The 12,723-nt window shown below is 53.5% G+C and carries 12 protein-coding genes; 8 read left to right on the top strand and 4 right to left on the bottom strand.

All coding sequences use genetic code 11. The annotated features are described in order from the left end of the window. Positions 1 to 7 precede the first annotated feature (7 nt). Positions 8 to 883, top strand: a complete 876-nt coding sequence (gene rluB, locus OGX75_RS05240; protein WP_012132223.1) for a 23S rRNA pseudouridine(2605) synthase RluB — start codon at positions 8 to 10, stop codon at positions 881 to 883. Between the two features lie 91 nt (positions 884 to 974). Here rluB and cobO read toward each other — a convergent pair whose 3' ends face one another. After that, positions 975 to 1,565, bottom strand: a complete 591-nt coding sequence (gene cobO / locus OGX75_RS05235; RefSeq protein WP_012132224.1) for a cob(I)yrinic acid a,c-diamide adenosyltransferase — start codon at positions 1,563 to 1,565, stop codon at positions 975 to 977. Beyond that, positions 1,562 to 2,323 (bottom strand): YciK family oxidoreductase, encoded by a 762-nt coding sequence (locus OGX75_RS05230; protein ID WP_047463540.1) that lies wholly within the window; start codon positions 2,321 to 2,323, stop codon positions 1,562 to 1,564. Before OGX75_RS05230 ends, cobO begins: the two co-directional genes overlap by 4 nt. 237 nt (positions 2,324 to 2,560) lie before the next feature. Between OGX75_RS05230 and sohB the strand changes: the two genes are divergently transcribed. Next, entirely contained in the window at positions 2,561 to 3,607 is a 1,047-nt protein-coding gene (gene sohB, locus OGX75_RS05225) for a protease SohB (RefSeq protein WP_200090650.1), read from the top strand. A gap of 176 nt (positions 3,608 to 3,783) precedes the next feature. Here sohB and OGX75_RS05220 read toward each other — a convergent pair whose 3' ends face one another. Continuing rightward, entirely contained in the window at positions 3,784 to 4,035 is a 252-nt protein-coding gene (locus OGX75_RS05220; RefSeq protein ID WP_003020616.1) for a YciN family protein, read from the bottom strand. A gap of 400 nt (positions 4,036 to 4,435) precedes the next feature. On the opposite strand from OGX75_RS05220, the gene topA reads away from it, so the two are divergent. From topA to acnA, 6 genes are all read left to right on the top strand, one after another. After that, positions 4,436 to 7,033, top strand: a complete 2,598-nt coding sequence (topA, locus tag OGX75_RS05215; RefSeq protein ID WP_049011909.1) for a type I DNA topoisomerase — start codon at positions 4,436 to 4,438, stop codon at positions 7,031 to 7,033. Positions 7,034 to 7,244: 211 nt separating this feature from the next. Beyond that, the gene (gene cysB, locus OGX75_RS05210) at positions 7,245 to 8,219 is read left to right on the top strand and encodes an HTH-type transcriptional regulator CysB (protein ID WP_012132231.1); all 975 of its coding nucleotides are present in this window, start codon (positions 7,245 to 7,247) and stop codon (positions 8,217 to 8,219) included. Positions 8,220 to 8,522: 303 nt separating this feature from the next. Next, a complete protein-coding gene (locus tag OGX75_RS05205) occupies positions 8,523 to 8,684 on the top strand; it encodes a YmiA family putative membrane protein (protein WP_012132233.1) in 162 nt (53 codons plus the stop codon). Positions 8,685 to 8,687: 3 nt separating this feature from the next. After that, positions 8,688 to 8,858: a YciX family protein gene (locus tag OGX75_RS05200; RefSeq protein WP_096753854.1), complete on the top strand. Its 171-nt coding sequence runs from the start codon at positions 8,688 to 8,690 to the stop codon at positions 8,856 to 8,858. A gap of 130 nt (positions 8,859 to 8,988) precedes the next feature. Next, positions 8,989 to 9,084: a small membrane protein YmiC gene (gene ymiC, locus OGX75_RS05195; RefSeq protein ID WP_223849120.1), complete on the top strand. Its 96-nt coding sequence runs from the start codon at positions 8,989 to 8,991 to the stop codon at positions 9,082 to 9,084. Between the two features lie 185 nt (positions 9,085 to 9,269). Further along, positions 9,270 to 11,945: an aconitate hydratase AcnA gene (acnA, locus tag OGX75_RS05190; protein ID WP_047463548.1), complete on the top strand. Its 2,676-nt coding sequence runs from the start codon at positions 9,270 to 9,272 to the stop codon at positions 11,943 to 11,945. Positions 11,946 to 11,999: 54 nt separating this feature from the next. Here acnA and ribA read toward each other — a convergent pair whose 3' ends face one another. After that, a complete protein-coding gene (gene ribA / locus OGX75_RS05185; RefSeq protein ID WP_012132238.1) occupies positions 12,000 to 12,590 on the bottom strand; it encodes a GTP cyclohydrolase II in 591 nt (196 codons plus the stop codon). Positions 12,591 to 12,723 lie beyond the last annotated feature (133 nt).

The following is a 12,723-nucleotide window of genomic DNA, read 5'->3' as shown; positions in this document are numbered from 1 at the left end:
AAGCTCTATGAGCGAAAAGTTACAAAAAGTGCTGGCTCGCGCTGGCCACGGTTCTCGCCGTGAAATTGAATCCATTATTGAAGCAGGCCGCGTAAGCGTTGACGGCAAAATCGCCACGCTTGGCGATCGCGTTGAAATCACGCCGGGTCTGAAAATCCGTATCGACGGTCATCTGATCTCGGTGAAAGAGTCTGCGGAACAAATTTGTCGCGTTCTGGCCTATTACAAACCAGAAGGTGAGCTGTGCACCCGTAACGACCCGGAAGGTCGTCCTACCGTTTTTGATCGCTTACCGAAACTGCGCGGCGCGCGCTGGATTGCCGTAGGTCGTCTGGATGTGAATACCTGCGGTTTGCTGTTGTTCACGACGGATGGCGAACTGGCGAACCGTCTGATGCACCCGAGTCGTGAAGTTGAGCGTGAATACGCCGTGCGCGTATTTGGTCAGGTTGATGACGCCAAGCTGCGTGACCTGAGTCGTGGCGTTCAACTGGAAGATGGCCCGGCGGCGTTTAAGACCATCAAATTCAGCGGTGGTGAGGGCATTAACCAGTGGTACAACGTCACGCTGACCGAAGGGCGTAACCGTGAGGTGCGTCGTCTGTGGGAAGCGGTTGGCGTGCAGGTTAGCCGACTGATCCGCGTGCGCTATGGTGATATTCCATTGCCGAAAGGGCTGCCGCGCGGTGGCTGGACTGAACTGGATCTGGCGCAGACCAACTATCTGCGTGAGCTGGTGCAGCTGGCGCCGGAAACCACCTCCAAAGTGGCCGTCGAGAAAGACCGACGTCGTATGAAGGCGAACCAGATTCGCCGTGCGGTGAAGCGTCACAGCCAGGTTGGCGGCGGTCGTCGTTCAGGCGGTCGTAACAACAACGGTTGATGCTGAATGCCCGGTGGCGCTTACGCTTACCGGGCCTACGTTTTGCCTGTAGGCCGGATAAAGCGTTTACGCCGTCATCCGGCACCGTTTCCTAATAATCAATTCCCATCTGGGCCTTCACGCCCGCTTCAAAAGCATGTTTGACCGGACGCAGCTCGCTGACCGTGTCGGCCAGTTCCAGAATATCGCGATGACAACCGCGACCGGTAATAATTACCGTCTGATTTTGCGGACGGGCATTTAAGGCATTGATGACCTCTTCAAGCGGCAGATAGTCATACGCCACCATGTAGGTCAGTTCATCCAGCACGACCATATCCAACGTTGGGTCCGCCAGCATACGTTTGCCATGTTCCCAGACAGCCATACAGGCTGCGGTGTCGGTTTCGCGATTTTGCGTTTCCCAGGTGAACCCGGTCGCCATCACCTGAAACTCCACGCCGTGGGGCTCCAGCAGATTGCGCTCGCCGTTAGGCCATGTGCCTTTAATGAACTGCACCACGCCCACTTTTTTACCGTGGCCGACGGCGCGCGTTGCGGTGCCGAATGCCGCCGTGGTTTTGCCTTTACCGTTGCCGGTAAACACAATGATGATGCCGCGTTCGTCCTGCGCCGCCGCAACGCGGGCGTCGACCCGGTCTTTCACACGCTGCTGGCGTTGTTGATAGCGTTCTTCAGTCATTGGGCGATTCCTGGTTTACGGCCTGGCTGGGCATCAAAAGTCATACCGGTTTTACGGCGGCTGTCGTCGCCCATCAGCCACAAATAGAGGGGCATGATATCGGCGGGCGTTTTTAACTTCTGCGGATCTTCCGTAGGGAAGGCGCTGGCGCGCATACTCGTGCGCGTGCCGCCTGGGTTGATGCAATTTACACGTAAGGGGTGGTTCTGGTATTCGTCTGCCAGTACCTGCATCATGCCTTCGGTGGCGAATTTAGAGGTGGCGTAAGCGCCCCAGTTGGCGCGTCCCTGACGACCGACGCTTGATGAGGTAAAGACCAGCGAACCGGCGTCGGATTTAAGTAATAAAGGAAGCAGCGCCTGGGTCAGCATGAATGTCGCATTGACGTTAACCTGCATAACATCCTGCCAGACGTGCGGATTTTGTTCGCTCATTGGGCAGATATCGCCCAGTAACCCGGCGTTATGCAGAACGCCATCCAGTCGTGGATAGTGCGCCGCAATCCTCTGGCCTAACTGGTGGCACTCTTCAGCGGTGCAGGTCAGTAGATCCAGCGTAAACCACTGTGGCAATGCGCCTGTATCTTCGGCGACAGTCTGTGCGACCTGACGCAGTTTTTCTTCATTTCGACCCAGCAAAATAACGTTTGCGCCGTAGCGCGCGTAGGTGAGCGCGGCTTCGCGGCCAATGCCATCACTGGCGCCAGTGACCAGTATAATGCGATTTTGCAGTAGATCTTGTTTAGGTTGGTAATGCACGGCTACTCCTCGGCGACGCGTTGGGTCACCCTGCCAGTTGTCTTATCTTCTCTTTAACTTTTCGGCTTTATGCCTGAAAGCCCGCGTCATTTCAATCAGTCAACGGCGATAACGCCGAAAAATGAACACTTTGTCATACTTTTCACCCAGTAACCGCAACGCAGGATCAAACGAGACGGGCTAACACGCCTGTTGTACACTGAGCCAAAATAGCGTTGTGTAACCAAGGTGGGACTCGTGGAATTGTTGTCTGAATATGGGTTGTTTTTGGCAAAAATCGTCACTGTCGTGGTGGCAATCGCCGTCATTGTGATGCTGATCGTGAATGCTGCCCAGCGTAAACGCCAGCGTGGGGAACTGCGGGTAACGAATCTCAGCGAGCAATATAAAGAGATGAAGGACGATCTGGCGACGGCGCTGATGGACGGTCATCAACAGAAACTCTGGCATAAAGCGCAGAAAAAGAAGCAGAAGCTGGAGGCAAAAGCGGCGAAAGCAAAAGCAAAGCAGGGGGGAAATGCCGCGACGGAGAAACCTCGTGCCTGGGTGCTGGATTTTAAAGGCAGTATGGATGCCCACGAAGTCAGCGCGCTGCGTGAGGAGGTGACGGCGGTGTTAGCGGCGGTTAAACCGCAGGATCAGGTGGTCGTGCGTCTGGAAAGCCCCGGCGGCGTTGTGCATGGCTATGGCCTGGCGGCTTCGCAATTGCAGCGTCTGCGCGATAAGCAGATCCCGTTGACGGTAACGGTGGACAAAGTCGCCGCCAGCGGCGGTTACATGATGGCCTGTGTGGCCGACAAAATTGTTTCGGCGCCGTTTGCGATTGTCGGCTCTATTGGCGTTGTGGCGCAAATCCCTAACTTTAATCGCTTTTTGAAAGGGAAGGATATCGATATTGAGCTGCACACGGCGGGCCAGTATAAGCGCACGCTGACGCTGCTTGGCGAGAACACGGAGGAAGGGCGTCAGAAATTCCGTGAAGATCTGAATGAAACCCATCACCTGTTTAAGCATTTTGTGCAGCAGATGCGCCCTGTGCTGGATATCGAACAGGTGGCCACAGGCGAGCACTGGTATGGCCAACAGGCGCTGGAGAAAGGTCTGGTGGACGAAATCAACACCAGTGATGACGTTATTCTCCGCTTGATGGACGGTTATGAGGTGTTCAACGTTCGCTTTATGCAGCGCAAGAAATTGATGGATCGGTTTACGGGTAGCGCCGCAGAAAGCGCCGACCGTTTGTTGCTACGCTGGTGGCAGCGCGGACAAAAACCGCTGATGTAAAATTGTCATTGCCCGGTGGCGCTAACGCTTACCGGGCCTACGGACTGTTTTGTAGGCTGGATAAGGCGCAGTCGCCATCCGGCAAACAGCCCGGTGGCGCTAACGCTTACCGGGCTTGCGGACTGTTTTGTAGGCCGGATAAGGCGTAGCCGCCATCCGGCAAAACCTTTCCTGCGTTAATCGATCAGGTGATACTTCTCAGAAAGCACATGTGCCAGATGTTTAAACATATTAAACACGGCGGTGCTTTTTGGCGTCGGTAAACCTTGCTCGTCTAAAAAGTAATCGCCGCTGAAGACCAGCACGCCGTTTCGCTGCGTCACACCGGTGGCGACAATCCCCGCCAGCGTGTCCTCATGCTCACGAATGATTTTGTTGGCTTCAATCAGCAGTGTTTCACGATCGATAGGTTGGGTGTCTTTATGCATTATTTACTCCTTAAACAAGGACATTAGTCTACGCCGGGCGCTGCTTATGGGCAAATATTCCCTGATAAACACGAAGGTCTTGTAAAGGTGCTGTTACTGGCGAGATTTGTTTTTGCATGCTAATAAAGTTGCGTAACGAATTTTATCAGGTACAGTGTGACGCTTTCGTCAATCTGGCAACAGATTTGCTTGACATTCGACCAAAATTCCGTCGTGCTATAGCGCTTGTGTGCTAAAAAGCCTGTTAACTCAGTCACCTGAGGATCACGTTTCGCGCACCGAGTCAGTACAAGGGGTTGATATCCGCCGACACAGAGACCATATCGGTGTCTCGTCGCCAGTGGAAGGTGAATCAACGTGCGACGCATTCCAGGAAGAATCAATTTAGGTAAAGGTGAATATGGGTAAAGCTCTTGTCATCGTTGAGTCCCCGGCAAAAGCCAAAACGATCAACAAGTATCTGGGTAATGATTACGTGGTTAAGTCCAGCGTCGGTCATATCCGTGATTTGCCGACCAGTGGCTCAGCAGCTAAAAAGAGCGCCGACTCTACCTCCACCAAAACGGCTAAAAAGCCCAAAAAGGATGAACGTGGCGCTCTCGTCAACCGAATGGGGGTTGACCCTTGGCATAACTGGGATGCGCAGTATGAAGTGCTGCCCGGTAAAGAGAAGGTCGTCTCTGAACTGAAACAATTGGCTGAAAAAGCCGACCACATCTATCTCGCAACCGACCTTGACCGCGAAGGGGAAGCCATTGCCTGGCACCTGCGGGAAGTGATCGGGGGTGATGACACGCGCTATAGCCGCGTGGTGTTTAACGAAATAACCAAAAACGCGATTCGCCAGGCGTTTGATAAGCCAGGCGAACTGAATATCGACCGTGTTAACGCGCAGCAGGCGCGCCGCTTTATGGACCGCGTTGTGGGCTATATGGTGTCGCCATTGCTGTGGAAAAAAATTGCGCGAGGCCTGTCGGCAGGCCGCGTACAGTCCGTTGCCGTGCGTCTGGTTGTTGAACGCGAACGTGACATCAAAGCGTTCGTACCGGAAGAGTTCTGGGAAGTGAACGCCAGCACGACAACGCCTTCTGGCGATGCCTTGCCGCTCGACGTTACGCACCAAAATGATAAACCGTTCCGTCCGGTTAACCGCGAGCAAACGCTGGCGGCGGTCAGCCTGCTGGAAAAAGCGCGTTACAGCGTACTGGAGCGTGAAGATAAACCGACCAGCAGCAAGCCTGGCGCGCCGTTTATCACGTCGACGCTGCAACAGGCGGCGAGCACGCGTCTGGGCTTTGGCGTGAAAAAAACCATGATGATGGCGCAGCGCTTGTACGAAGCGGGCTACATCACCTACATGCGTACTGACTCCACCAACCTGAGTCAGGATGCGGTAAACATGGTTCGCGGTTATATCAGCGATAGCTTCGGCAAGAAATACCTGCCGGAGAACCCGAACCAGTACGCCAGCAAAGAAAATTCACAGGAAGCGCACGAAGCGATCCGTCCTTCTGATGTCGCGGTGATGGCCGAAGCGCTGAAGGATATGGAAGCAGACGCGCAGAAACTGTATCAGCTGATCTGGCGTCAGTTTGTCGCCTGTCAGATGACGCCAGCCCAGTACGATTCCACCACGCTGACGGTCGGCGCGGGTGATTTCCGCCTGAAAGCGCGCGGCCGCATTCTGCGTTTCGACGGCTGGACGAAAGTCATGCCTGCGCTGCGTAAAGGCGATGAAGACCGGACGTTGCCTGCGGTGAATAAAGGCGATGTGTTGACGCTGGTTGAACTGACCCCGGCGCAGCACTTCACCAAACCACCGGCGCGCTTCAGTGAAGCATCGCTGGTTAAAGAGCTGGAAAAACGCGGTATTGGTCGTCCATCCACCTATGCGTCGATCATCTCGACCATTCAGGATCGCGGTTATGTCCGCGTGGAAAACCGTCGCTTCTATGCTGAAAAAATGGGTGAGATTGTCACCGATAGACTGGAAGAAAACTTCCGCGAGCTGATGAACTACGATTTCACCGCCCAGATGGAAGACAGCCTCGACAAGGTGGCCAGCCACGAAGCCGAGTGGAAAAACGTGCTGGATAACTTCTTCAGCGATTTTACTCAGCAGCTTGATAAAGCGGAGAAAGATCCTGAAGAGGGCGGCATGCGTCCTAACCAGATGGTGCTGACCAGCATTGACTGCCCGACATGCGGGCGCAAGATGGGGATTCGCACCGCCAGCACCGGCGTGTTCCTGGGATGTTCCGGCTATGCGCTACCGCCGAAAGAGCGCTGCAAAACCACCATCAACCTGGTGCCGGAAAATGAAGTGCTGAACGTACTGGAAGGCGATGATGCGGAAACCAACGCCTTGCGTGCAAAACGTCGTTGCCAGAAGTGCGGCACCGCAATGGACAGCTACCTGATCGATCCGAAACGCAAGCTGCATGTCTGCGGTAATAACCCGACCTGCGACGGTTACGAAATCGAAGAGGGCGAGTTCCGCATTAAAGGTTATGACGGCCCGATCGTTGAGTGCGAAAAATGTGGCTCTGAAATGCACCTGAAAATGGGGCGTTTTGGTAAGTACATGGCCTGTACTAACGACGAATGTAAAAATACCCGTAAGATTCTGCGTAACGGTGAAGTCGCGCCGCCGAAAGAAGATCCGGTGCCGTTGCCGGAACTGCCGTGCGAGAAATCGGACGCGTATTTCGTGCTGCGTGACGGCGCCGCAGGGATCTTCCTCGCGGCGAATACCTTCCCGAAATCGCGTGAAACGCGTGCGCCGTTAGTGGAAGAGTTGTACCGCTTCCGCGACCGTCTGCCGGAAAAACTGCGTTATCTGGCCGATGCGCCGCAGCAGGACCCGGAAGGCAATAAGACGCTGGTGCGTTTTAGCCGTAAGACGAAACAGCAGTATGTTGCCGCTGAAAAAGACGGGAAAGCGACGGGATGGTCCGCATTCTTCGTTGATGGCAAGTGGGTAGAAGGTAAGAAATAACAGTCACCTGGCTGAATTTCACTTAAGAGGGTCGCGCAAGCGGCCCTTTTTTATTCCGGGCTTATTATTTTTTCTTCGCATCTATACAGCTCTGATATAAATGATATAGTGGTTATAGTTAACGGCTTTTTTATTATTAAATCGTATTAGCAGCGCATGACGTGCTGCTTATCAAACGATGACATGACGGCGCTAATCTGGATGGTTTAACATGAAATTACAGCAGCTTCGCTACATTGTTGAGGTGGTTAATCACAACCTTAATGTCTCTTCCACCGCCGAAGGGCTTTACACCTCCCAGCCGGGCATCAGTAAGCAAGTTCGTATGCTGGAAGATGAGCTTGGCATCCAGATTTTTGCGCGTAGCGGTAAACACCTGACGCAGGTGACGCCAGCGGGGCAGGAAATTATTCGCATTGCGCGCGAAGTGTTGTCCAAAGTCGATGCCATCAAGTCCGTGGCGGGCGAACACACCTGGCCGGATAAAGGTTCTCTGTATATTGCCACCACGCACACTCAGGCGCGCTATGCGCTGCCAAATGTGATCAAGGGCTTTATTGAGCGCTATCCTCGCGTTTCATTGCATATGCATCAGGGGTCGCCCACGCAAATCGCGGAAGCGGTTTCGAAAGGGAATGCCGACTTCGCTATCGCCACCGAAGCGCTGCACCTGTATGACGATCTGGTGATGCTGCCATGCTACCACTGGAATCGCTCTATCGTCGTCACGCCAGAGCACCCGCTGGCCGCTAAATCATCGGTGACGATTGAGGAACTGGCACAGTATCCGCTGGTGACCTACACCTTTGGCTTTACCGGGCGCTCCGAGCTGGATACCGCGTTTAATCGCGCCGGGCTGACGCCGCGTATTGTCTTTACGGCAACCGATGCGGACGTGATAAAAACATACGTCCGACTTGGCCTGGGGGTTGGGGTGATTGCCAGCATGGCCGTCGATCCGATTTCCGACCCGGACCTGGTGCGTGTCGATGCGCATGATATTTTCAGCCATAGCACCACGAAAATTGGTTTTCGCCGCAGCACGTTTTTACGCAGCTATATGTACGACTTTATTCAACGCTTTGCGCCGCATCTGACGCGCGATGTTGTGGATACCGCCGTGGCCTTGCGTTCTAACGAAGAAATTGAAGCCATGTTTAACGATATTAAATTACCGGAAAAGTAATCACGCGCGTGAGTTTTCAGGTATCTCCAGACACGAGGAGATACCTGAATAACCACTAAATTTATGGATTATGGTTTTCGTTTTTTCTGCGATCATATTACCTGCATCGTATTCATGGAAAAGCGCCAGTAAAGTAGTTTCGAATTACCCGCCTCGCAAATTCCGCCTTTCAAATATTTATTTCCGGTCAAAAGATTGATTTATTCATGGGAAACGATTCGTAAATTCACTGGATTTTTGACTAAAGTTTCTTTAGGATTTGTCTCATCTGATGATTAATTGTACCGATTGTTTGGTGCTAAAATGATAAGTGATGCCGATTGTATGAGGTTAGCAATGCCTTCTGGAAACCAGGAACCCCGCAGGGACCCCGAGCTTAAACGCAAAGCATGGCTGGCGGTATTCCTCGGCTCTGCGCTGTTCTGGGTTGTGATTGCGCTGGTTATCTGGCAAGTGTGGGGGTAAGTCATGGTTTCGCAGGAACATCAGCAACCCTCAACGCCAGCACGTCAGCCTCGTGATAGCGTGAAGGAAGCGCGGAGCGAATGTGTGACGAATATTCCAGAATCCTGGAAACTCACACAACAGCAACAGGCATTTATTGATTCATTCGCTGAAGATGAGCAACAGAAACAATAATTGGCGATTTTTTTAATCATCATTTCCAGTACAGGTCATTAACATCCCGTACTGTACTTTCTTATACACCACAGCAATAAGCGCTGAGTAAATCTCAGCATAAAGTATTAAACAAATGTCGGTGTAGCCTATGCAAACTGTGAATCTTAAATATTGGTCATGGATTGGGGCGTTCTCAGTATCGCTCTTGTTCTGGGCTCAACTTATCTGGATTGTCTCTTTCTGATCGTATGCCGGTCAATGCCCGATGGCGCAACGTCATCGGGCCTGCGCATGCCAATTCCCGTCCGTAAGGTTTCTCCTCTTTTATCAATTCGGGTTGTTATCAAAACGTTACATTCTGTTTGTGTTATCTTTAATACTAACCCTGAGGAGAGTCAGGGTATCCAACCCTGTTATTAAGGAGGAGCTATGTCGTCAACCCTACGAGAAGCCAGTAAGGACACGTTGCAGGCCAAAGACAAAACCTATCATTACTACAGTCTGCCCCTGGCTGCCAAAAAACTGGGCGATATTACCCGCTTGCCCAAGTCGCTAAAAGTTCTGCTTGAAAACCTGCTGCGCTGGCAGGACGGTGACTCTGTTACCGAAGAAGATATTCAGGCGTTAGCCGGGTGGCTGAAAAAAGCCCATGCCGATCGCGAAATTGCCTATCGACCCGCCCGTGTATTAATGCAGGATTTTACCGGCGTCCCGGCGGTGGTGGATCTGGCCGCCATGCGCGAAGCGGTCAAACGCCTCGGCGGGGATACTGCGAAAGTGAATCCGCTATCCCCGGTAGACCTTGTTATTGACCACTCGGTAACGGTCGATCGCTTTGGCGATGATGACGCTTTCGAAGAGAACGTGCGTCTGGAAATGGAACGCAACCACGAGCGCTATGTGTTCCTGAAATGGGGGCAACAGGCTTTTAGTCGCTTCAGCGTGGTGCCGCCAGGTACCGGGATCTGCCACCAGGTGAACCTGGAGTACCTTGGTAAGGCCGTCTGGAGCGAATTGCAGGCGGGAGAGTGGGTTGCATACCCGGACACGCTGGTCGGCACCGACTCCCACACCACGATGATCAACGGCCTTGGCGTGCTGGGATGGGGCGTCGGGGGGATTGAAGCGGAAGCCGCGATGCTGGGCCAGCCGGTCTCAATGCTCATTCCCGATGTTGTTGGCTTCAAGTTGACCGGTAAGCTGCGTGAAGGTATCACCGCGACCGACCTGGTGCTGACCGTGACCCAGATGCTGCGTAAACACGGCGTCGTTGGTAAATTCGTTGAATTCTACGGCGACGGTCTGGACTCCTTGCCATTGGCCGATCGCGCGACGATAGCAAACATGTCGCCGGAATATGGCGCGACCTGCGGCTTCTTCCCGATTGACGGCATCACCCTCGAATATATGCGTTTAAGCGGCCGTAGCGAGGAGCAGGTTGAGCTGGTCGAAACCTATGCCAAAGCGCAGGGGATGTGGCGAAACCCTGGCGATGAACCTGTTTTCACCAGTTCGCTGGAACTGGATATGGGGGATGTCGAGGCGAGCCTTGCCGGGCCGAAGCGCCCGCAGGATCGGGTTGCGCTGGCAGATGTGCCGAAAGCCTTCGCCGCGAGCACGGAGCTGGAACTGAACACCGCGCAAAAAGACCGGCAGCCAATCGATTATGTTATGAACGGCCATCAATACCAGCTCCCGGACGGCGCTGTCGTGATTGCGGCTATCACCTCCTGTACCAATACTTCAAACCCCAGCGTGCTGATGGCCGCCGGTTTGCTGGCGAAAAAAGCGGTAACGCTGGGACTGAAACGGCAGCCGTGGGTGAAAGCCTCGCTGGCGCCGGGATCGAAAGTGGTCTCGGATTACCTGGCGCAGGCGAAACTCACGCCTTATCTTGATGAGCTTGGCTTTAATCTGGTGGGGTATGGGTGCACCACCTGTATTGGTAACTCCGGCCCACTGCCGGAGCCTATCGAAACGGCAATCAAAAAGGGCGACTTGACGGTAGGCGCGGTACTTTCCGGCAACCGTAACTTTGAAGGCCGAATCCATCCGCTGGTGAAAACCAACTGGCTGGCGTCGCCGCCGCTGGTTGTCGCCTATGCGCTGGCGGGCAATATGAATATTAACCTGGCGAAAGAGCCGCTGGGCCACGATCGCAAAGGCGACCCGGTTTATCTGAAGGATATCTGGCCTTCCGCGCAGGAGATCGCTCGCGCCGTTGAGCTGGTGTCGTCAGAAATGTTCCACAAAGAGTATGCCGAGGTTTTTGAAGGGACGCCGGAATGGAAAGCGATCAATGTTGATCGCTCAGACACCTATGGCTGGCAGGATGACTCCACCTATATCCGCTTGTCGCCGTTCTTTGACGAAATGCAGGTTCAACCCGATCCGGTGGAGGATATTCATGGCGCCCGTATTCTGGCCATGCTGGGTGATTCCGTCACCACTGACCATATCTCCCCGGCGGGCAGCATAAAGGCGGACAGCCCGGCAGGGCGCTATTTGCAGAATCATGGCGTTGAGCGTCGGGACTTCAACTCCTACGGTTCGCGCCGTGGAAACCATGAAGTGATGATGCGCGGTACGTTCGCGAATATTCGTATCCGCAACGAAATGGTTCCCGGCGTTGAAGGAGGAATGACCCGACATTTGCCGGGGACGGAGGTGATCTCCATCTATGATGCAGCGATGCTGTATCAGCAGGAGAAAACGCCGCTGGCGGTGATTGCGGGTAAAGAGTACGGTTCCGGTTCCAGCCGTGACTGGGCGGCCAAAGGCCCGCGTTTGCTGGGTATTCGCGTCGTGATTGCCGAGTCGTTTGAACGTATTCACCGTTCAAACCTGATTGGTATGGGGATTCTACCGCTGGAATTCCCGCAGGGCGTTACGCGTAAAACGCTCGGGTTAACCGGTGAGGAGACAATTGATATTGCCAGTTTGCAAAACCTGAAGCCTGGCGCCGCCATTCCGGTGACGTTAACCAAAGTGGATGGCAGCACAGAGGTGATTTCGTGCCGGTGCCGTATCGATACCGCAACTGAATTAACCTACTACCAGAATGACGGAATTCTGCATTATGTGATTCGTAATATGTTGCATTAAGACATAAAAAAGGCCTGATAGCGCGGTGCTTATCAGGCCTTTAATAGCAAAAATTTATTTACCCAATAAATGCCCCATCTTAGCGGCTTTGGTATCCAGGTAGTGTTCGTTATTTGGGTTACGGCCAACAATCAGCGGTACGCGCTCAACAATATTGATACCTGCTTCCGTCAGAATTTCGACTTTCTTCGGGTTATTGGTCAGTAGACGGACTTCATCGACGCCCAGCAGTTTAAACATATCGGCACACAGGGTGAAATCACGCTCATCGGCGGCAAACCCCAGCTGATGGTTGGCTTCCACGGTATCGTAGCCCTGATCCTGTAACGCGTAGGCGCGAATCTTATTGAGCAGGCCAATATTACGTCCTTCCTGACGGTGGTAGAGCAGAATACCGCGACCTTCTTCCGCGATATGCGTCAGCGCCGCCTCTAACTGAAAACCACAATCGCAGCGCAGACTAAACAATGCGTCGCCGGTCAGACATTCTGAATGGACGCGAGCCAGGACAGGGGTTTGACCAGAGATATCGCCATAAACCAGCGCGACGTGGTCGTGTCCGGTTGCCAGTTCTTCAAATCCCACCATCAGGAAATCGCCCCATGGGGTTGGCAGTTTGGCTTCTGCCACTCGTTTAAGCTGCATGTATTTCTCCAGATAATGCTGGTGTCATCGCCAATTGGCTTCTGTATGTTTCTATTTTGCCATAAGGCGGCGGACTTCACCTAATCGCTGCCGTGCGATCGCTTTTGGAATGGCACAAATTTGTCAATTTTCC

It is taken from the genome of Citrobacter sp. CK199 (assembly GCF_030333285.1).
GTDB classification, from domain to species: Bacteria; Pseudomonadota; Gammaproteobacteria; order Enterobacterales; family Enterobacteriaceae; genus Citrobacter_B; species Citrobacter_B koseri.
The sequence above is the reverse complement of the archived record's forward strand: the minus strand, read 5'-3'. Positions and strand labels throughout refer to the sequence as shown.